The organism is Streptococcus mitis, assembly GCF_003942995.1.
GTDB lineage: Bacteria > Bacillota > Bacilli > Lactobacillales > Streptococcaceae > Streptococcus > Streptococcus mitis_CV.
Map to the genome: position 1 here is coordinate 73,059 of NZ_RJOH01000006.1, position 19,645 is coordinate 92,703.

17 protein-coding genes and 1 riboswitch are annotated in these 19,645 nt (G+C 41.0%); of the genes, 5 read left to right on the forward strand and 12 right to left on the reverse strand.

The window, feature by feature from the left end; genetic code table 11:
• Positions 1 to 4: 4 nt before the first annotated feature.
• The 8 genes from D8836_RS05360 to D8836_RS05405 all read right to left on the reverse strand — a co-directional run bounded on the left by D8836_RS05360 (position 5) and on the right by D8836_RS05405 (position 10,670).
• Positions 5 to 751, reverse strand: coding sequence for a protein phosphatase 2C domain-containing protein (locus tag D8836_RS05360; RefSeq protein WP_000239018.1), 747 nt, complete (start codon positions 749 to 751; stop codon positions 5 to 7).
• On the reverse strand, positions 735 to 2,843 hold the full coding sequence (locus D8836_RS05365) for a glycosyl hydrolase family 28-related protein (RefSeq protein WP_125393369.1): 2,109 nt from the start codon (positions 2,841 to 2,843) through the stop codon (positions 735 to 737). Before D8836_RS05365 ends, D8836_RS05360 begins: the two co-directional genes overlap by 17 nt.
• Before the next feature lie 921 nt (positions 2,844 to 3,764).
• Positions 3,765 to 4,991, reverse strand: a complete 1,227-nt coding sequence (locus D8836_RS05375; protein ID WP_185761602.1) for a DegT/DnrJ/EryC1/StrS family aminotransferase — start codon at positions 4,989 to 4,991, stop codon at positions 3,765 to 3,767.
• 42 nt (positions 4,992 to 5,033) lie between these two features.
• Positions 5,034 to 5,726 (reverse strand): sugar transferase, encoded by a 693-nt coding sequence (locus tag D8836_RS05380; RefSeq protein WP_125393371.1) that lies wholly within the window; start codon positions 5,724 to 5,726, stop codon positions 5,034 to 5,036.
• A 218-nt stretch (positions 5,727 to 5,944) separates the two neighbouring features.
• Positions 5,945 to 7,687 carry an ABC transporter ATP-binding protein gene (locus tag D8836_RS05390; protein WP_125393372.1) on the reverse strand — a complete coding sequence of 581 codons (1,743 nt, stop codon included), beginning with the start codon at positions 7,685 to 7,687 and terminating at the stop codon, positions 5,945 to 5,947.
• Positions 7,677 to 9,422: an ABC transporter ATP-binding protein gene (locus tag D8836_RS05395; RefSeq protein ID WP_125393373.1), complete on the reverse strand. Its 1,746-nt coding sequence runs from the start codon at positions 9,420 to 9,422 to the stop codon at positions 7,677 to 7,679. The genes D8836_RS05390 and D8836_RS05395 overlap by 11 nt, the downstream gene beginning before the upstream one ends.
• Before the next feature lie 160 nt (positions 9,423 to 9,582).
• Positions 9,583 to 10,218, reverse strand: coding sequence for a DUF421 domain-containing protein (locus D8836_RS05400; protein WP_020901636.1), 636 nt, complete (start codon positions 10,216 to 10,218; stop codon positions 9,583 to 9,585).
• On the reverse strand, positions 10,215 to 10,670 hold the full coding sequence (locus tag D8836_RS05405) for a DUF3290 family protein (protein ID WP_000675332.1): 456 nt from the start codon (positions 10,668 to 10,670) through the stop codon (positions 10,215 to 10,217). The genes D8836_RS05400 and D8836_RS05405 overlap by 4 nt, the downstream gene beginning before the upstream one ends.
• 133 nt (positions 10,671 to 10,803) lie before the next feature.
• On the opposite strand from D8836_RS05405, the gene D8836_RS05410 reads away from it, so the two are divergent.
• The 4 genes from D8836_RS05410 (at position 10,804) to D8836_RS05425 (ending at position 14,332) form a co-directional block, all read left to right on the forward strand.
• The gene (locus tag D8836_RS05410; RefSeq protein ID WP_125393374.1) at positions 10,804 to 11,631 is read left to right on the forward strand and encodes an exodeoxyribonuclease III; all 828 of its coding nucleotides are present in this window, start codon (positions 10,804 to 10,806) and stop codon (positions 11,629 to 11,631) included.
• A gap of 11 nt (positions 11,632 to 11,642) precedes the next feature.
• Complete coding sequence (locus tag D8836_RS05415) at positions 11,643 to 12,029, forward strand: bleomycin resistance protein (RefSeq protein WP_000386217.1); 387 nt, start codon at positions 11,643 to 11,645, stop codon at positions 12,027 to 12,029.
• A gap of 233 nt (positions 12,030 to 12,262) precedes the next feature.
• A riboswitch (purine riboswitch) is annotated at positions 12,263 to 12,358 on the forward strand.
• A 130-nt stretch (positions 12,359 to 12,488) separates the two neighbouring features.
• Positions 12,489 to 13,070, forward strand: a complete 582-nt coding sequence (locus D8836_RS05420; RefSeq protein WP_004256023.1) for a xanthine phosphoribosyltransferase — start codon at positions 12,489 to 12,491, stop codon at positions 13,068 to 13,070.
• Positions 13,070 to 14,332, forward strand: a complete 1,263-nt coding sequence (locus tag D8836_RS05425) for a nucleobase:cation symporter-2 family protein (RefSeq protein ID WP_125393375.1) — start codon at positions 13,070 to 13,072, stop codon at positions 14,330 to 14,332. The genes D8836_RS05420 and D8836_RS05425 overlap by 1 nt, the downstream gene beginning before the upstream one ends.
• A 32-nt stretch (positions 14,333 to 14,364) precedes the next feature.
• Here the strand turns inward: D8836_RS05425 and D8836_RS05430 are convergent, their stop codons facing one another.
• From D8836_RS05430 to D8836_RS05440, 3 genes are all read right to left on the reverse strand, one after another.
• A complete protein-coding gene (locus D8836_RS05430) occupies positions 14,365 to 14,769 on the reverse strand; it encodes a PaaI family thioesterase (protein WP_000651223.1) in 405 nt (134 codons plus the stop codon).
• Between the two features lie 69 nt (positions 14,770 to 14,838).
• Positions 14,839 to 16,320 carry a UDP-glucose--hexose-1-phosphate uridylyltransferase gene (locus D8836_RS05435; RefSeq protein ID WP_125393376.1) on the reverse strand — a complete coding sequence of 494 codons (1,482 nt, stop codon included), beginning with the start codon at positions 16,318 to 16,320 and terminating at the stop codon, positions 14,839 to 14,841.
• A gap of 18 nt (positions 16,321 to 16,338) precedes the next feature.
• Positions 16,339 to 17,517: a galactokinase gene (locus D8836_RS05440; RefSeq protein ID WP_125393377.1), complete on the reverse strand. Its 1,179-nt coding sequence runs from the start codon at positions 17,515 to 17,517 to the stop codon at positions 16,339 to 16,341.
• Positions 17,518 to 17,681: 164 nt separating this feature from the next.
• Between D8836_RS05440 and galR the strand changes: the two genes are divergently transcribed.
• Positions 17,682 to 18,686, forward strand: a complete 1,005-nt coding sequence (gene galR / locus D8836_RS05445) for a DNA-binding transcriptional regulator GalR (RefSeq protein WP_125393378.1) — start codon at positions 17,682 to 17,684, stop codon at positions 18,684 to 18,686.
• A gap of 33 nt (positions 18,687 to 18,719) precedes the next feature.
• Here the strand turns inward: galR and D8836_RS05450 are convergent, their stop codons facing one another.
• Complete coding sequence (locus tag D8836_RS05450; RefSeq protein ID WP_000095928.1) at positions 18,720 to 19,610, reverse strand: cation diffusion facilitator family transporter; 891 nt, start codon at positions 19,608 to 19,610, stop codon at positions 18,720 to 18,722.
• Between the last annotated feature and the right edge of the window lie 35 nt (positions 19,611 to 19,645).

Sequence of the window (19,645 nt, forward strand, 5' to 3'; positions counted from 1 at the left end):
TATATCAAACATCAATAACTACAATACTTGCATCATCTTTCTTTCCATAGATTGGATCAATAGCAGAAGAATTAAATCTCATCTTAATTAACTCTTCAAAAGTTTTATTTTGATTATTTTGATAGAATTCATAAAAGCCATCGCTCATTAAAACAATTTGTTCACTAGTAACATCTATTTGATTAATAATAGCATGGTCTAAAAATCTCTCATCCAACGAACCTATCCAGTACCCACTCGGTTGATTAGATAATTTTCTGATTTTTTGTAAAATAATTTTTTTATTTAAAACACTATTTGTACCAATTGAGTCTTTTATCTCATTTTTCCCTTTTTCAAATAAGTTATCTACTCTATGATCAGTTATTTCCATTTCGTTTACTAACATGACGCAGTCACCTAGCATCATATACTCCAACTTTTTTTCTGAAAGTTTAGCAAATATAAAAGCAAATGTTGGTAAGCGATAATACTCTGTTAATTCATATGAGTTTAAACCGATTTCATCTTTAACCTCGAGTAAAGCAGTTTCAAATATTTGTTTAAGAGTTTTTGATTCTTTACAATTAACCGACAAACTTTCTGATAAAATATGTACAACTTCTGAGACTGAATAACCTATCTCCTCTTTAGAATTATATAAATCTGTAGCTCCATCAATAATCCAAAAATACTGATTTTGTGAACCTACAGCATCCTCATTTTCTACGGAACTTCCTTGTATCGAACAAATTTTATTTATCTTTACCATAATACTTCAACCCTTTTAGTGTCAAAAGTAAACCAATTCCTGTCACTGTTAAGAATAGTTCCATAATCTTGTTCGAACCAGTCTTTGGTAATTTTTGTTTTACCTCTACTATTTCTTTAGATTTATTAATATGATTTTCAGTTTCTCTGCCATCTCCAACTATTTTATGGTTCACTTCTTCTATCTTATTATCTTGTTTATTGTCGATCTTGTCATTAATTTGTCTATTATCTTTACTTGAGTTAAACTCTCCTTTCTTCTGGTTACTATCAATTACATTATTTGAATTAGATTGTTTTTCATGCACATATGAACTTGTTTTAAATTTTTCCTCTTTGTTTTTTTCTTTTTCGTTTTTATCACTTAAGTTATTTGTTACAATTTTGTAAAGCCCATTCTCCGTTACAATATTGAAATTACCATCGCTATCACGTATAACTGGTTCTTTCCCATTTGCATTAGATTTGATGAATGATATATACTTACCGGATAAATTATAAAATTGGTTATTTAAAACGGTTATTTTACCCTTTGAATCCTCAATAACAATTCCTTCTTTACCACCGAATATACTATTCTCTGAGACTACTAAATTATCACTAACTCGTAATAATTCAATATTTGGTTGTTCTGTTTCCTTAGAATTATTATTAATTACATTTTTTGTTACAGTAATATCTGATACTTTTCCTAAATATTCTGCACTATCTTTTGCTACTCTAATAGCCTTTGTTTTAGGATCAGAAATATAAAATGTATTTTCAGTAATAACGACTTTCTTATTTAAATCAAGTTCATCTTTTACATTTTTATAACTAAAAGCATTTATTAAGGCTGCACCATTTTCTCTATAATGTACACTTTCTCCTTTTACTTTCTTATCAAATCTATTTCCTTTAATTAAAATATCAGTAAATCCTGTAAAACGTACACCAGAATACATCATGTTATCAAAATGATTATTTAAAATTTTAATATTAGAGGGGTTCTGTGTCGACAATGTTTGATAGTGTGTACCAATTGCTGTTACTAATTCTCCAGATTTATCACTTTTACCAAAATATGAATTTTGAATAGTAACATTTTCAGATTTTTTCCCATCATCATTCAAAGCATAAGGAAAACCTTTTCTAGTCAATGGTTCAATCTGAATACTCTCCTTACTTATAATTTGCCCATCTTTCATAGTTTTAGGTAAAGCTTGACCAAGAAAACGAGAATTATCGACTAATACATTTTTCGAACCTGCAATTTGAATAGCATGCCCTTGATAACTATCCTTGAATGTTACATTTTTTATAGTTACGTTATTTGAATTCCCAATAGCAAATGCACCTGAAGAATTTATAAGTGGTAGATTTTTTGCTTTAGTTCCTTCTTCATTCAAAGCACCGTTCATATCAATAGTACCACCAGAATAACTAATATCTTCTGTTGGGCCCCATTCTACTTGCGCACCATCATCCGTAAATAAACCTGTCATAAAAACAATGGAAGGGTGATTCTTAATATTTATACCATTTAGAATTGTAGCTTTCTCATTCAATTCTAAGTGTGTATGACTTTTTAAAAAAACAATTTCTTTTACTAAATAAGTTCCTTCAGGAAAATATACATTTCCTCCACCTAGTCCTTTAGCTGCAGCATCTATTGTATCTTGAATTGCTTGACGATCATCATTAACCCCGTCACCTATTGCTCCATAATCTTTTACATTCAAAGCTACGTCTTCGTTCAGATTAGTACTTAAAATAGTATTCACTTCCATCCCAGAGATGTTACCCATCATAGTATCATTTGTTATATCAGGTTTATTTTGATTAATACTCACTCCTCCATTATTATCAGTACTTAAACTTGAATTGTTATCAAGACTGAGAGTATCAGAATGGGGTTCCGCAGATAATGATGTAGATGTGCTACTCAACAAAGAGTTCATTTGCATATTATCTTTAGACGAAGAAGTTTCACCAACTACTTCATTAGCTAAAACACTTTGTGTTCCAATAAATAAAACCGCTAAGAGAACTGAGCAAACTCCCACCTTAGACTTACGAATAGAGAAAACCTCATTTTGTTGAAAAGATTTCATATTAGCCTCCAATTAAAAATATTATGTCCTAATTTAATATTCATATAAATTCCATACCAGAAAANGACACCGCTGTCATTTTCTTTATAATATATTTTTAAATCAAAATTGTCAAGGAATAACACAATAAAATATCAAAATTGTGAAAGCGTGACCATTTATATATCTAACCATACTTCTAATAATTCTTTAACCTTCCATTCAAAAGTGATTACTATCTTTCTTAGNTTGAACATAAAAATATCCTATTCACTGTATTTAAAGCATGTTGACATCTCGTAAAATACTAATTTATAAATACAAGAACAAATATCTTGTCATGCAAGCATTCGCCAGGTATATTTACATGAATATCGTTCATATAGCGGATTGAAATCAAAACAATACAATATATTTCTTAAATAGATTTTCTATAAAAGCTAGATTCAAGCTCTATAAAAATAGACGCAGTTCTTCTAAAATACTGGAATAGGACATATAAATCATTGCAGACACGTGTTTTATAGATTATTTCAAAAGAATGACTAGAACATGAAAAATAGTCTCAAAACTTTGAACAATATTCTGAAAACAAAAAAGAAAGACGCGAGTTTCCACAACCTCATTCGTGGAAACTCGCGTCTTTCAAAAAATAGGGTGAATTGAAAACTAGAACAAGACACTACATTTTCTAAATGATGCCTAATAAAAATTCTAAATGCTACACCAAATTGCTCACATCTCATTTCAAACCATACAGTATATTGAAACTATAAGAGTACACCTTTGCTTCTAAAATATTGCTAGAAATTAATTTGACTATCCTGATTGATTTGTCCTGTTTTTATTTCATTTTACTATAGGACTTTCAATTGAAAACAACAGTTTTACACTCAATTAGACTTTTTAGAAACAGAATCACTATTACTTGACTGTAGTTTGTCATTTTTTTGATGAAACTAGTACTTTTTCAGAAACTGTTTTGAAAGTCTCAATGATATAGTCTACTTCTTCATCGCTTAATTTAGTGTGAAGAGGGAGCGTAATTTCATTTTCAAAGAAGGCATAGGCCTTAGGATAGTTGGCTATATCAAAGCCAAGATTCTTATAGGCTGTCAAGAGCGGAAGCGGTTTGTAGTGCACATTACTTGCAATTCCTGCTTTAGCCAATTCTTGGATGATAAGATTGCGTTCTTCTAAGCTTGCTCCTTCTACATGGGTAATATAGAGATGGCGTGAAGATTCGACAGTTTCAGTCTTATGTGCCAATGGACGAATGCGAGAACCTGCAAAACCACGATCATAGCGGTCCACAATGTCCTTACGACGTTCTAGCAAACCAGAGTAACGGCCCAATTGTACCAAACCAAGGGAAGCCATGATATCGGTCATATTGCACTTGTAGGCTGGTGTAACGATATCGTATTCCCATGACCCCAGTTGCATCTTGGCAAGGGCATCCTTAGTTTGCCCGTGAAGGGAAAGGATTTGGAATTCCTTGTACATCTCTTCGTCGTCAATCGCTGGATTGGCTTTCCAAGTGGCACTTCCACCTTCTGCAGTTGTAAAGTTCTTAACGGCATGAAATGAGAAGGAAGTAAAGTCAGCGATAGAACCAGCAGGTTGCCCTTTATAAGTTGATCCCAAAGCATGGGCACTATCAGAAACAATCACGATACGGTTAAAGGCCTGTTGCCACTTGCTTGAAGCGGTAAAGAGGTCACGTTTTTTCTCCACGACTTGGAACAAACGGTCATAGTCGCAAACAATCCCCGCAAGCTCTACTGGGATGATCACCTTAGTATTTTCAGTGATAGCTTGCTCCAGCAGGTCATAGTCCATCTCAAACGTATCTGCTTGGATATCCACCATGACAGGGGTCGCCCCTACGTGCGTGATGACACTACATGAAGCTGTATAGGTCATGGCTGGAACGATGACTTCATCACCAGGTCCCACTTCCAAAACACGCAAAATCAACTCAAGAGCGGCAGTCGCAGAGTTGAGGCAGACAGTCTTAGGCGTCTGTGTGTATTGAGACAAGCGACGCTCTAGTTCTTTTGTCTTAGGACCTGTTGTGATCCAACCAGAACGCAGGGTATCCGCTACTTCAGCAATTTCTGCTTCCGTAATATCGGGTGGTGAAAATGGAATATTGTAATTTGGCATTGATTTGCTCCTTTTGTCTGTACTCATTTTCTCATGACTACTTTATTTTAGCACTTCAAACACGGTTTGAAACATGATTTTGATGTCTCCAAGGAAACTAAACTCTCGGAGATAGGCGAGGTTATAGCGCATCTTTTCAGGAAGAACATGCTCTATATAGGCTTGGTCAACTGGCAGGCCTTTTTCGGTCATTTGACTGATGATAGTGTCCTCATCCTTGTAGTGAATGCTGGCTGGAGAGGTAATCCCTGCTGGCAAAAGCAAGGTTGCCATCATTTCAGGGCTATACTGCTCTGTGTAGCGTGGCACTTCAGGTCGTGTACCAACAAAGGACATTTCGCCTTTCAGGACATTGACCAGCTGAGGCAGTTCATCCAAACGCACACGACGGATGAAATTCCCAACCTTGGTAATGCGGTTATCGTTAGCAGAAGTCACCAGACTCCCTTTTTTATCCGCATCCGTCACCATAGTACGGAACTTCCAAATCTTGAACGGCCGGTTGTACTGGGTCACGCGCTCTTGCTTGTAAATGACGGGTCCCTTGCTATCCAACTTGATCCAAATGCTCAAGATGAGAAAGACTGGGGAAGTCAAAATTAGCAAGACCAAGGCCAGAACCCAGTCCAAGCAACGCTTGAAAATCAGCGAACCCTTCCTTTTAGAGACAAGCTGGTAGTAAGACTCAACCTCGCTTGATTTCATTTCCACGGGCAAGTCTTCCCATTTCAGCATGCTATTTCTCCTTTGTTTTTATTATACTATTTGTCAACATTTTTCATTATACCACAAAATGGAAAAGGCGGTGAAAGAAATCTGTAATTTTAAGAATTTCCTTCTTATACTCAATGAAAATCGAAACGCAAACTAGGAGGCTAGCCGCAGGCTGTTCAAAGTACTGCTTTGAGGTTGCAGATAAAGCTGACGTGGTTTGAAGAGATTTTCAAAGAGTATTAGGACATGGCTCCAGCCTGCAAGCTATACATCTTGTGATAGGTTCCTCCCAAGGCCAAGAGTTCCTCATGGGTTCCACTCTCGATGATGCGCCCCTTGTCCAAAACATAGATACAGTTGGCATCTTGGATAGTTGAAAGGCGATGAGCAATAGCAATGGTCGTCCGCCCCTGTCTCATCTTAGCTAGAGAATCTTGAACCAAACTTTCTGTTTCAGAGTCAATATTTGCTGTCGCTTCATCCAAAATCAGGATTTTAGGCTGACTGGCAACAGTTCTAGCAAAGGCAAGAAGCTGGCGCTGTCCAGTAGAGAAGCTCGAACCACGCTCGGAAACAGGGGAATCATAACCCTGCGGAAGCTCCTGAATAAAGGAATCTGCATCCACAAAGGCAGCCGCAGCCTGTACCTCTTCATCACTAAGATCTTGGTACATGGCGATATTGGACTTGATAGTCCCGTGATAGAGGAAGGGATCCTGCAAGACCAGACCGATATTTTTTCTCAACTCTTCCTGACTGTAGTTCCTAATATCCACACCATCTAAGAGAACTCTCCCTGACTGGAATTCATAAAAGCGCATAAGAACATTGATAATAGACGATTTCCCTGAACCTGTATGGCCTACAAATGCAATGGTTTCACCCTTGTTAACCGAAAAGGAAATATCATCCAGAATCTGATGTTTACCGTCATACGAGAAACACACATGTTCAAAACGAATATTGCCTTCTTGGATTTTGGCTTGCCCATCTTTTTGAAGGGGCTCATAGGTCCTCTCGTCTATCAGGGCAAAGACACGACCTGCAGAAACCATAGAAGTTTGAAGGGTTGAAAAGTTTTGCGTTACTTCAATCAAGGGGTCAAAGAGACGATTGATATACTGGATAAAGGCATACATGGTTCCTGCTGTTATCCCGATAGAAAGGCCACGATAGCCAAAATAAGCCATCAAGACCGCATAACCTAAGAGTTTCAGCAAACTCATGGCAGGTCTCAAAAAGAGGGCATCCAAGGCTACAGAACGGTTGGCATAGACCAAGTGTTCTCGGTTGATCTCATCAAATTCCGCCTGCAGGCGCTTCTCTTGATTAAAGGCCTGGATAATCCTGATTCCCTCGATGTTTTCAGCCAGCTTGCTATTGATATCTGACAAGAGACTTCTGGTTTTCTCAATGATTTTCACTGATTTTTTCCGATAGAGATTGACCAAAAGGAGAATCAAGGGGAGAAAGAGCAAGACTAAAGCAGTCAAACGAAAATCCAACACCAACATGGTATAAAGGGTTGTCAGAAAAATGAAAACTGCTGAGATAAAGCTAGATAAAATCCCTGAAAACATATCGCTGATGGTCTCAGTATCATTGGTCAAACGAGAGACGATGGAACCTGCTGGCGTCTTGTCAAAATAAGACATGCCCAGCTTCTCCATATTGGCAAAGGCATCTCGACGAATATCCCTAACAATACTGTAAGACACCCGCGCAAAGAGAAGATTGCCGACATACTGGACCAGAGTTTGTAGGATATAAAGGCCATAGTAGGCCAGCAAAACGGTCACAGCGAGTCGGTTGAGATTGCTGAGATACTGGTCGATAAAGTGGGAAGCCACAAGGGGAATGACACTTTTGATGACCGTCGTCGCTAGGAGAAAACTGAGTGCCAAAAAAGTCAGGAGTCCATAGGGCTTGAGATAGGACATCAAGCGCTTCAATACAGCCCATTGTTCTTGTTTATTCTGCATCTTCTTCTCCTTTCATTTCCAACTGCTGAGACTGGTAGGTTTGGGCATACCAGCCATCCAAGGCTAGCAAGTCATCGTGCCTACCTCGTTCGATAATCTGTCCATTTTGCAGAACTAAAATCAGATCTGCATGGACAACTGCACTGAGACGATGAGCTGTGATAATGGTTGTCTTGTCCTTTCGCGTCTCCTTGAGATTGTCGATGATGGCATACTCTGTCTTGGCATCCACGGCCGACAAAGAATCATCCAAAATCAAGATATCAGGGCCTAAAATCATAGCCCGACTCATGGCCAGACGCTGCTTTTGACCTCCAGAAAGACTGACTCCCTTTTCACCAATCAACGTATCAAATCCCTGAGGCATGGCTACAATGTCTTGGTAAACTTGGGCTAGCTTAGTCGCTTCCTCGACCGCTGAAAGGGGCAAGTTGGGATTGCCAAAGCGGATATTGTCTAAAACTGAAGTCGCAAAGAGGAACTGGTCCTGAGGAACATAGCCCATAAGACTACGAAGATCTGTCAGACGATAGTCACGAATATCGTGGCCATTCAGATAAATAGCTCCCTTATCCACATCGTATTCACGCAAGAGAAGCTTGATCAAGGAAGTTTTCCCAGATCCTGTTTGCCCAACCAAGCCCAGCGTTTGCCCTTTTTCCAAACTAAAGTGAATATCCGTTAGTGTTTCCTCATTTTCAAAGGCAAAGCTTTCAATAGCGTACTCCAAACGCCCATTTTCAATACTTTCTAGAGGAAACTCAGGGTCTTTTACAGGTGATTCCTGAGACAAAAGTTCCTCAATCCGCTGGTAGGAAACCTTCCCACGCTGAGTGATATTAAAGAGGAAACCGATGGCCATAAGAGGCCAAACCAGCATATCCAAGTAGCTGATAAAAGTAACTAGATTCCCAACCGTGATTTGCCCTTTCTGAACCATCAAGGAGCCGACCAAGAGGGTTAAAACATAGGAGGAACCAACAAATAAGAGAACCATGGGGTCAAAGAGACTATCGTATTTCATGGTTTGGAGGTTCTTTTGGAAGGTCAATTCATTGACTGCCTGAAAGGACTTCAACTCGTCCGCCTGATATCCGAAAGACTTGGTCACTTTGATACCTGATACAGACTCCTGTACCTTGTTATTGAGTTCGGAAAAGGCAGCTTGGGATTCACCAAAGGCCTTGTGGGTCTTTCTCCCTAGACGACTGGTCGCATAAGCCATGAAAGGTAAGGGTAAAATGGCAACTAAGGTCATTTGCCACGAAATACTAAAGAGCATGGTCAGCAAAGTCACCAAAGCCGTGATCGAGGCATCCACCGCAGACATAACACCACCCCCTGCGAGACGCGTCAAGGCATTGATATCATTTGTAGCGTGTGCCATCAGGTCCCCTGTACGATAGGTCTGATAAAAGGCTGGAGGCATTTTTGTGAAATGCTCAAACAAGCGAGACCGCATAATCTGCCCCAGACGATAGGAAGTACCAAGGATATACATGCGCCAAACATAGCGTAGATAGTACATACCCAAAGCTGCAAGAAGCAGATAAAGGAGGTTCAAGAGCAAGTCCTGCTGGCTTAATTGCCCCAATGTAATTGCATCAATCACCCGCCCCATAACCATAGGGGGAATGAGATTGAGGACGGAAACCAAGACCAAGGCCACAATTCCGACTAGATAACGGCGTTTTTCTAACTTGAAAAACCACCAAAGTTTTTGAATAATGGACATAAAATCCCTTTCTGATTGCAAATGGAAACCTGAGGCCAATACTCAATGAAAATCAAAGAGCAAACTAGGAAACTAGCCGCAGGCTGTACTTGAGTACGGCAAGGCGACGTTGACGCAGTTTGAATTTGATTTTTGAAGAGTACAAGACCCCAGGTTTTTCTTATTCATAGGTTACGACTGTAACAGCACCCTTGTCATACTCAGCGATAAAGATGTTGGCTACATTGTCATGCCCTTGCTTGCTGAGATTATCAAGCAGCCACTCTTCGCTACGACCAATCGATTCCAAGACATCGACTTGGATCACACCGTCAGTCACAACTGGATACTTAGGATTTTCATCTCCCATTTGAACCACGATGAGTTGGCCATTTTGTTCTTGCACAGCTCGTTTAACTTGCTTCATCTGGAAAATCCCTTGGCTACGAAGTTTGAGGGCTACATCCGATGCAGACAAGCCAACTGAACGACAGGCTTCTGGGTCAATCTGCCCATTTTTGATGAGGAGAGTTGGTTTCCCATCAATCAAGCGTTTGACAAAGCGAACATTGTTATTGAGCCACTTTAGGGTCAAAACCAAAATCGTCCACATCATCAAAATCACTGTGTATTGCAGGATACTGATTGAACTATTGTAAATTACCCCACCGATGATACCACCAAGAACATAGTTCTGAATTTGGTCTGTAGCAGAGTTAGGTGCTAGATTCCCCTTTCCTGTCACATTAATAACAAAAACAAGAGAGAAAAGACCCAAGGCCAGTTTGATTAAAATTTCCATATAGTTGAGTGTCATTTGTTTACCTCCACCAATTCAATAGCGTCTGTTTGATTCAATTCTAATTTCTCTAAAAGATACTTGTCTGGTTGGCTCCCGTTCATGGCGCGGTAGAAATTTGGACCTACCTTGACAAGCGCTCCATCAGTGGCAGCTGAAGTATTAACGTAAACTTCTGATTTATCCACCCCCAAGTCTTTGGAAACAACCTCTATGAAATGAAGTGAGGTTTGAAATTGATTGTTAGAGGCTTGATTGGTCTGGTATTTTGAGATTGTTACCAAAAGCATGGCTACCAAGGTCAAGGCCAAAATCATGACCAATTCCCGAAACTTAGTCCCCTTTTTATCTCGATAAGCCTTAAAAGCAAAAAATCCTGTGATAGCTAGGAGCACAATCCCAAAGCCAATCATGATTCCATTTTGTTGACTGATTTGGCTAAGCACATAGTCATATGAGTAAAATTTCATTTATTTTCACTCCCTTTCATAAAATCATTCTTTATTATAAACGAAAGAGGGTGATTTTTCAAACCATACGTTGGGGAAATAGACCTTTTTTTGGTATAATAAAATCTATAATCTGAATGAAAAAGGTAACTTTATGAAACTTATCTCATGGAATATTGATTCCCTCAATGCAGCCCTAACTAGTGACTCAGCTCGTGCCAAATTGTCCCAAGAAGTCCTACAAACCTTGGTCGCTGAAAATGCTGATATCATTGCTATCCAAGAAACCAAGCTTTCTGCCAAAGGCCCTACAAAGAAACACTTGGAAATTTTAGAAGAACTCTTCCCAGGCTACGAAAACACGTGGCGCTCTTCCCAAGAACCTGCCCGTAAAGGCTATGCTGGTACTATGTTCCTCTATAAGAAAGAACTCACACCCACTGTCACTTTCCCAGAAATCGGTGCCCCTTCTACCATGGACTTGGAAGGTCGTATCATCACTCTAGAATTTGATGAATTTTTCGTGACCCAAGTTTACACTCCAAACGCTGGCGACGGCCTCAAACGTTTGGAAGAACGCCAAGTCTGGGATGTCAAATATGCAGAATACTTAGCTGAACTGGACAAAGAAAAACCAGTCCTTGCGACCGGTGACTACAACGTGGCCCACAATGAAATCGACCTTGCAAATCCTGCCAGCAACCGCCGTTCACCAGGATTTACCGACGAGGAACGTGCTGGATTTACCAATCTCTTGGCAACAGGATTTACCGACACCTTCCGTCATCTTCACGGCGATGTTCCAGAACGCTACACTTGGTGGGCACAACGCAGCAAGACTTCTAAAATCAACAATACAGGCTGGAGAATCGACTACTGGCTCACAAGTAACCGTCTCGCAGACAAGGTCACTAAATCTGATATGATTGACTCAGGTGCTCGCCAAGACCATACACCGATTGTCTTGGAGATTGAACTCTAAGGAGAAAACGAATGGACTATCAAGCTGTCATTCCTGAATTTGTAGTATCTGACATCGAAAAATCACGCCACTTCTACTGCGACCTGCTAGGATTCTCTGTCGAATACGAGCGTCCAGAGGAGAAATTTCTCTTCCTCTCGCTTGAAGACTGCCAACTTATGCTAGAAGAAGGCAGCGCAGAAGAATTAGCTCAGCTGACCTATCCTTTCGGACGCGGTGTCAATATTTCCTTTGGCATTGCAGATGTTCCTCAGCTCCACCAAAAACTGCTGGAAGCTGACTATCCCATCCATCGTCCCCTGACAAAAAGAGAATTTCGAGTAGGAGATAGCTTTATATATCCCCATGAATTTGCAGTTTTGGATCCAGATGGTTATTTTTTAAGATTTAGCGAGTAGAATAATAAAGATTGGGAAAAAGTCTTTAAAATTAGAAAAAGGCATATTGTCAGGTCTTTAAGAATCTTGATAATATGCCTTTTATGATGGAAAAACCTTCTAAATGTTAGCCAATAAGTTAATTTTTCCCTATTCTTATTATATTTGTTCGTTTTTTAAAGCAAAACACTAACAAAACATTTGATTTCTAAAGTTATTTAGTGTAAAATAAAAACATTGGCTCAAGCCTATTTAAAATTGAATATCATTTTACTTGTTTATGTCGTGAATTGGCACGACGTTTCTACAAGGTGCCGGAACACCTAACAATAAGTAAGTCAGCTTGAGGGGATGGTCTTTTTTGCCATGCCTATTTTGGGGACTTACTTAGAGATTAAGTAGGTCTTTTTTCTATCAGTTTTTACTTGATAGGAATCTGGAACAAGCAAATGGATTGGCTTTTAGACTTTAGGAGGTCTTATGAAATTATTAGAAGAGCGCATCCTCAAGGATGGGCATATCTTGGGTGACAACATCCTCAAGGTGGATTCCTTTTTAACCCACCAAGTTGACTTTAGCTTGATGCGAGAGATTGGTAAGGTTTTTGCGGAAAAATTTACTGCTGCTGGCATTACCAAGGTTGTAACCATTGAAGCGTCGGGTATTGCCCCAGCTGTTTTTACAGCTGAAGCCTTAAATGTCCCTATGATTTTTGCTAAAAAAGCTAAGAACATTACCATGAACGAAGGTATCTTAACTGCCGAAGTTTACTCCTTTACCAAGCAAGTGACCAGCACCGTTTCTATCGCTGGAAAATTCCTCTCACCAGAGGACAAGGTCTTGATTATCGACGATTTCCTTGCTAATGGCCAAGCTGCCAAAGGCTTGATTCAAATCATCGAACAGGCCGGAGCCACAGTCGAAGCTATCGGTATCGTGATTGAAAAATCTTTCCAAGATGGCCGTGATTTGCTTGAAAAAGCAGGCTACCCTGTTCTATCACTCGCTCGTTTAGATCGTTTTGAAAATGGTCAAGTCGTATTTAAGGAGGCAGATCTCTAATGCAAACTCAAGAAAAACACTCGCAAGCAGCCGTTCTTGGCTTGCAGCACTTACTAGCTATGTACTCAGGATCCATCCTGGTTCCTATCATGATTGCGACAGCCCTTGGCTATTCAACTGAGCAGTTGACCTACCTGATTTCTACAGATATATTCATGTGTGGGGTGGCAACCTTCCTCCAACTCCAACTCAACAAATACTTTGGAATTGGACTACCAGTCGTGCTCGGAGTTGCATTCCAGTCGGTCGCTCCCTTGATTATGATTGGGCAAAGCCATGGTAGTGGTGCTATGTTTGGTGCCCTTATCGCATCAGGGATTTACGTGGTTCTTGTTTCAGGCATCTTCTCAAAAGTTGCCAATCTCTTCCCATCTATCGTAACAGGATCTGTTATTACTACGATTGGTTTAACCTTGATCCCTGTCGCTATTGGAAATATGGGAAATAACGTTCCAGAGCCAACTGGTCAAAGTCTCTTGCTTGCAGCTATCACTGTTCTGATTATCCTCTTGATCAACATCTTTACTAAAGGATTTATCAAGTCTATCTCTATTTTGATTGGTCTGGTTGTTGGAACTGCCATTGCTGCTAGCATGGGCTTGGTTGATTTCTCTCCTGTTGCGGCAGCACCACTTGTCCATGTCCCAACTCCACTCTACTTTGGGATGCCAACCTTTGAAATCTCATCTATTGTCATGATGTGTATCATCGCAACAGTATCTATGGTTGAGTCGACTGGTGTTTACCTAGCCTTGTCTGATATCACGAAAGACCCAATCGACAGCACGCGCCTTCGCAACGGTTACCGCGCAGAAGGTTTGGCCGTACTTCTCGGAGGAATCTTTAACACCTTCCCTTACACAGGATTTTCACAAAACGTTGGTTTGGTTAAATTGTCAGGTATCAAGACTCGCCTGCCAATCTACTACGCAGCTGGTTTCCTGGTTCTCCTTGGACTCCTTCCTAAGTTTGGCGCCCTTGCCCAAATCATTCCAAGCCCTGTCCTCGGTGGTGCCATGCTGGTGATGTTTGGTTTTGTATCTATTCAAGGGATGCAAATCCTCGCTCGTGTTGACTTTGCTAACAATGAACACAACTTTCTTATCGCAGCAGTTTCCATCGCTGCAGGTGTCGGACTCAACAACAGTAATCTCTTTATCAGCATGCAGACAGCCTTCCAAATGTTCTTCTCAAACGGAATCGTCGTAGCCAGTCTACTCGCCATTGTCCTCAATGCAGTATTAAATCATAAAAAGAAATAAGAAAAAGAGGTGTGAGCCTCTTTTTTGTTTCTCTATATCCTTACCTGTCTGTCTTCTGACCGTTGGCCTGTAACAAACATGGTAAAGGTTGCTTTACAGACATTTCTGCCTTCTTGATTGGTGATATCGACATCCACGACGCAAGTTGTGCGTCCTTGGTGGACACATTCTCCTTTAATGGTCAGCACATCGTCGAGTTTTCCTGCTTTGAGGTAGTTGATAGAAGACTGGAGCGTCACTCCATCAAGCCCCAGAGATATGACCACCAAACCACTGATCTGGTCGCAAAGGGTAAAGAGATAGCCACCATGGGCATTGCCATAGTAGTTGAGAGACGAGTCCACTACTTTGGTCGTCACCACAACGTGACCATCTCTCATTTGTTCAATTTCGTAATTTTCAAAGGCAGATATAGCGTCAAAATGAAAATCTTTCATCGTTTCCTCCTGATATTTCAAACGACACTATGATACTACTTTTTATAGGACTGTGCAAGGAGAAAGCTCCTAGTCTGGCAAAATTCCGACCTGCTCCACAAAGCGCATAAAGGCTGTCTGCCCTTGTTCCGTCTGCTTGTAGACTCCTGCATCCTCAAGTACACGCGCAAAGATAGTACCCATAGAGTCCTTGACGATTTCAAGGGCTTTCTCTTTATCTGTTATATCTGGATATTGGGCTTTGAGTTGGTCTGCCCATTCCTGATGATAAGTGGCAACTGAGACATCTTCTCTGACAAGGTAGGCTGCTACTTGCTCCACTTCTTCTTTCAGACGTGGTGGCAAGATTGCCAAGCCCATGACCTCAATCAAGCCGATGTTTTCCTTCTTGATATGTTGGACATCCTTGTGGGGATGGTAGATGCCATCAGGATGCTCTGGCGATGTCTGATTGTCTCTCAAGACTAAGTCTAACTCAAACTGGCCATCGCGTTTACGGGCTATAGGTGTGATGGTGTGATGCGGTGTTCCGTCCGTCTCTGCCAAAATCTGCACTGCAGGATCTGAATACTGACGCCATTCCTGCAAAATCTTGTCAGCCAAGTTGATCAAATCTTCTTTGGAAGCCGAAGTCAAACGTAGTACTGACATAGGCCACTTGACAATCCCAGCCTTAACCTGCTCGAAACCAGTAAAAGAGAAAGTCTTTTGCAAAGGAGCTAATTCCATAGGAAATACGTGACGGCCTCCCTGATAATGATCATGAGTTAGAATAGAGCCCCCAACAATCGGCAAATCGGCATTAGAGCCTGCAAAATAGCCCGGAAACTGCTCTACGATAGCCAGCAAACGTTCAAAACTCTGACGACTAATGGCCATGGGACGATGCTGACCATCTAAGAAAATACAGTGCTCATTAAAGTAAGCGTAGGGCGAATACTGGAAACCCCACTCCTGACCAGCCATTTCAAAACGGATAATACGGTGATTGCTGCGAGCTGGGTGGTTGACCCGACCATGGTAGCCTTCATTCTCTAGACAAAGCTGACACTGAGGGTAATTACTAGCTTGCACTAACTTGGCTGCCGCAATCTCTTTGGGATCCTTTTCAGGCTTAGAGAGGTTGATGGTAATTTCAAGTTCACCGTAATCAGACGGAACACGATAAGCGATATTTTTAGCAATGGCCTTGAGTTTGATGTAGTCATTTTTCTGACTGAGTTGGTAAAAATCCTCTATCGATTGCTCAGGAGATTGGGCGTAGGTTGCCCAAAAGTCACGATTGACCTGACTTGGACAAGGGGTCACCAAGTCCATCAGTTCAGCACCGAGGATTTCACGCTCAGTCTGACTATCCTCAATCGTTTCTAATCGAACGGCTTCCTCAACCAGCTGGTCCTTGAGGTCAATCACTTTATCCAGATTGGTCTCAACTTCCAAAACACCGTCTCCCACTCGTGCCAAGACACGATTGGTCAGGTAGATTCGATCCATTTCCTCAAATGAACTTTCAGAAATGACATGTGTTACAAATTTATCTACTAAGGTCACTATAGAGCCTCCTTTTGACTAGTCAAGGACGCGAGTGCCACCTGCAACTTCAGCGATATAGAAGCTTGGAGCGTATCCAACTACTTCCTCGTAGTGTTTGCCAACAGCTTCATTAAAGGCATCAACAGCATCTTTTTGCACCAAAGCAATGGCACATCCGCCAAAACCTGCCCCTGTCATACGAGCACCGAGAACTCCTTCTTGTGCCCAAGCTGTGTGAACGAGGGTGTCCAATTCCAAACCAGTTACTTCATAGTCATGCTCTAGGGAAACGTGTGACGCATTCATCAAACGACCAAATGTTTCCAAATCTCCTGCTTGAAGGGCTGCTTGAGCTTTAAGAGTACGTTGATTTTCAAGCACAGCATGGCGAGCACGTTTCAAACGATTTTCATCTTTAATTAGGTAGCTATATTGGTCAAAGGCCCACTCATCCAATTCACCCAAGGTCTGAATATCTAAGGCTGCTTGCAATTCTTCCACTGCTTTTTCACACTCAGCACGGAGTTCATTGTACTTAGAGTCCGCCAGTTCACGGCGTTTGTTGGTGTTCATGATAACAACGACATTGTCTTTCAAATCAAGTGGTACCAAATCATACTCTAAGGTGTTAGTATCAAGGTAAATAGCACGTTGGTCAGCTCCCATACCAATAGCAAACTGGTCCATGATACCAGAGTTGACTCCGATAAAGTTGTTTTCTGTTTGTTTTCCGATTTTAACCAAATCGAGACGCTCTAATTTTAAATCAAAGAGATGCTCTGCCACGACTCCTGTCAAGAGTTCAAGGGATGCTGAAGAAGATAATCCAGCACCATTTGGGATATTCCCATAAACATAAAAATCAAAACCTTTGTCAATCACATGCCCAGCTTCTTGCAAGAAATGAAGAACTCCTTTTGGATAATTGGCCCAGCTGTGCTCTTTTTCAAACTTGAGGTCAGCGAGAGGTACTTCGATAATACCCTTGTCCTCAAAGTTGGCTGAGTAGAAACGCAAAACTTGGTCGTCACGTTTGCGAGCCGCCCCATAAGTTCCTAAGGAAATAGCTGCTGGAAATACATGTCCACCATTATAGTCTGTGTGCTCACCAATCAAGTTGATACGACCTGGTGAAAAGAATGTTTGATCTGCTTCTTGACCAAAAACAGCAAGAAAGTCTTTACGAAGAGCTTCAGCAGTAAGATGTTGTGTCATATGAATTCTCCTTTGACTGTCCGTTAAGTCACCTTAACGTGTAATCGTTTTCTTCTATTGTATCCAAGGGATTTCCCAAGGTCAATCCTTTTTACTAAAATTTTACTAAACTATCGGTAAAAAGCAGAAAAATATGATATACTAACTTAAAAGAAGGAGGATTTATGGCTACCTTAAAAGATATTGCACAACTAGCTTCTGTCTCTATCGCGACCGTATCCCGTGTCCTAAACCGCGATCAGAGCCTATCTGTTACAGAAGAAACCAGACACCGTATTTTAACTGTTGCTGAAGAGCTGGGCTACACCAAACACCTCAAGACAGGCGAGTCCCACAAGCCCAAGCAAAAGATTGCCATTATCCAATGGGTCAGCGAACAAGGGGAACTGGACGACCTCTACTACTACCAGATTCGTCTGGGTATTGAAAAAAGAGCCCAAGAACTGGATTACGATATCTTGCGCTATTTTAATGACCATCCTTTTACCCTAAGCGAAGAAGTGATTGGGATTCTCTGCATCGGAAAATTTAGCCGAGCTCAGATTTCTGCCTTTGAAGAATACCAAAAGCCTCTTGTCTTTCTAGACAGTGATACTCTTTCACTAGGACATACCTGCATTATCACGGACTTTTACACTGCCATGAAACAGGTTGTCGATTATTTTCTCATCCAAGGGATGGACCGCATCGGGATTCTAACAGGCCTTGAAGAAACAACCGACCAAGAAGAAATCATTGAGGATAAGCGACTGGAAAATTTTAGAAACTACAGTCAAACAAAAGGAATCTATCATGATGAACTGGTCTTTCAAGGAAGCTTTACCGCCCAGTCTGGCTATGACTTGATGAAGGAAGCCATTCAGAGTTTGGGAGACCAACTCCCACCAGCCTTTTTCGCAGCTAGCGATAGTTTAGCCATCGGTGCCCTCCGTGCGCTCCAAGAAGCTGGAATCAGCCTACCAGACCGCGTCAGCCTCATTTCCTTTAACGACACTAGTCTGACCAAGCAAGTCTATCCTCCCCTCTCCAGCATCACCGTCTATACCGAAGAAATGGGCAGAGCAGGCATGGATATTCTTAATAAGGAAGTACTCCACGGTCGCAAAATCCCTAGCCTAACCATGTTGGGAACCAGACTGACTCTGAGAGAAAGTACAAGGAATGAATAGGATAACAAAACGACCTCTAGCGAGGTCGCTTTTCTAATGATGATGCCCATGCTTCTGCTCTAATTCTCTCACCCTCCGCTTATGTTGCGCATGATTGCTTTGACTGCTATCTACTTCAATAGTGATATTCTGCACGCCTCTTTCTTCTAAACATTGACGCACCACTTCTTTGGTTTCCATCATCTGTTCCCAGTCCTTGATACAAATGTGAACAATAGCATTATTCTCTAGACCATCCATGGACCAAATGCTAAGTTGATTGACACTGTTGACATTGGGTAGAGCCTCTAAATCCTTCTCCAAATCACTTGTCTCGACTCCTTCTGGCACAGCATCTAGGAAAATTTTCAGTGCGCTCCAAAAGCGAGGAATGGCTTTCGACAGAATAAAGATAGAAATAACTAGTGATAAAAGCGGATCGAGGATATACCAGTCCGTAAATCGAAGAATAATCGCCATTAGAATGACGGCCAACCAACCAAGAGTGTCTTCCAAAAAATGCAGGCTAAGAATTGACTCGTTCTTTGTTTTCCCCTTACGAACTACCAGACTTGCTAGCACATTAATGGCTACTGCAATGATTCCCAGCCAGAGGATGCCTTCCTCATTGACGGGTTGCGGGTGAACAATCTTTGTGACATTTTCCAAGATCACTAGGACAGACCCTATCATAAGAATCACAGCCGTTAGCATGGCTCCTAAAAGACTAAAACGTTTGTAACCCAAGGTGTACTGTCTATCTTCTTCACGGTTTGAAATTGTTTCTAAAAGGGCTGAGATGCCAATGGCTATAGCATCTCCCAAGTCATGAACGGAATCAGCAAGAACTGCACTCGAACCAAAGATTCCTCCTGCGATAAACTCAACAATCGCATAGCTTAAATTTAAGAAAAAAGCTAACCAGATAGATGTTTTAGAACTCATTTCTCTCCCTCCTTTGGTATAATGGGTATATACAT

What these genes read in the sequence shown, in the direction of transcription:
- D8836_RS05360 (WP_000239018.1), bottom strand. Translation starts at nt 751, where the DNA reads ATGGTAAAGATAAATAAAATTTGTTCGATACAAGGAAGTTCCGTAGAA.
- D8836_RS05365 (WP_125393369.1), bottom strand. Translation starts at nt 2,843, where the DNA reads ATGAAATCTTTTCAACAAAATGAGGTTTTCTCTATTCGTAAGTCTAAG.
- D8836_RS05375 (WP_185761602.1), bottom strand. Translation starts at nt 4,991, where the DNA reads ATGCCAAATTACAATATTCCATTTTCACCACCCGATATTACGGAAGCA.
- D8836_RS05380 (WP_125393371.1), bottom strand. Translation starts at nt 5,726, where the DNA reads ATGCTGAAATGGGAAGACTTGCCCGTGGAAATGAAATCAAGCGAGGTT.
- D8836_RS05390 (WP_125393372.1), bottom strand. Translation starts at nt 7,687, where the DNA reads ATGCAGAATAAACAAGAACAATGGGCTGTATTGAAGCGCTTGATGTCC.
- D8836_RS05395 (WP_125393373.1), bottom strand. Translation starts at nt 9,422, where the DNA reads ATGTCCATTATTCAAAAACTTTGGTGGTTTTTCAAGTTAGAAAAACGC.
- D8836_RS05400 (WP_020901636.1), bottom strand. Translation starts at nt 10,218, where the DNA reads ATGACACTCAACTATATGGAAATTTTAATCAAACTGGCCTTGGGTCTT.
- D8836_RS05405 (WP_000675332.1), bottom strand. Translation starts at nt 10,670, where the DNA reads ATGAAATTTTACTCATATGACTATGTGCTTAGCCAAATCAGTCAACAA.
- D8836_RS05410 (WP_125393374.1), top strand. Translation starts at nt 10,804, where the DNA reads ATGAAACTTATCTCATGGAATATTGATTCCCTCAATGCAGCCCTAACT.
- D8836_RS05415 (WP_000386217.1), top strand. Translation starts at nt 11,643, where the DNA reads ATGGACTATCAAGCTGTCATTCCTGAATTTGTAGTATCTGACATCGAA.
- D8836_RS05420 (WP_004256023.1), top strand. Translation starts at nt 12,489, where the DNA reads ATGAAATTATTAGAAGAGCGCATCCTCAAGGATGGGCATATCTTGGGT.
- D8836_RS05425 (WP_125393375.1), top strand. Translation starts at nt 13,070, where the DNA reads ATGCAAACTCAAGAAAAACACTCGCAAGCAGCCGTTCTTGGCTTGCAG.
- D8836_RS05430 (WP_000651223.1), bottom strand. Translation starts at nt 14,769, where the DNA reads ATGAAAGATTTTCATTTTGACGCTATATCTGCCTTTGAAAATTACGAA.
- D8836_RS05440 (WP_125393377.1), bottom strand. Translation starts at nt 17,517, where the DNA reads ATGACACAACATCTTACTGCTGAAGCTCTTCGTAAAGACTTTCTTGCT.
- galR (WP_125393378.1), top strand. Translation starts at nt 17,682, where the DNA reads ATGGCTACCTTAAAAGATATTGCACAACTAGCTTCTGTCTCTATCGCG.
- D8836_RS05450 (WP_000095928.1), bottom strand. Translation starts at nt 19,610, where the DNA reads ATGAGTTCTAAAACATCTATCTGGTTAGCTTTTTTCTTAAATTTAAGC.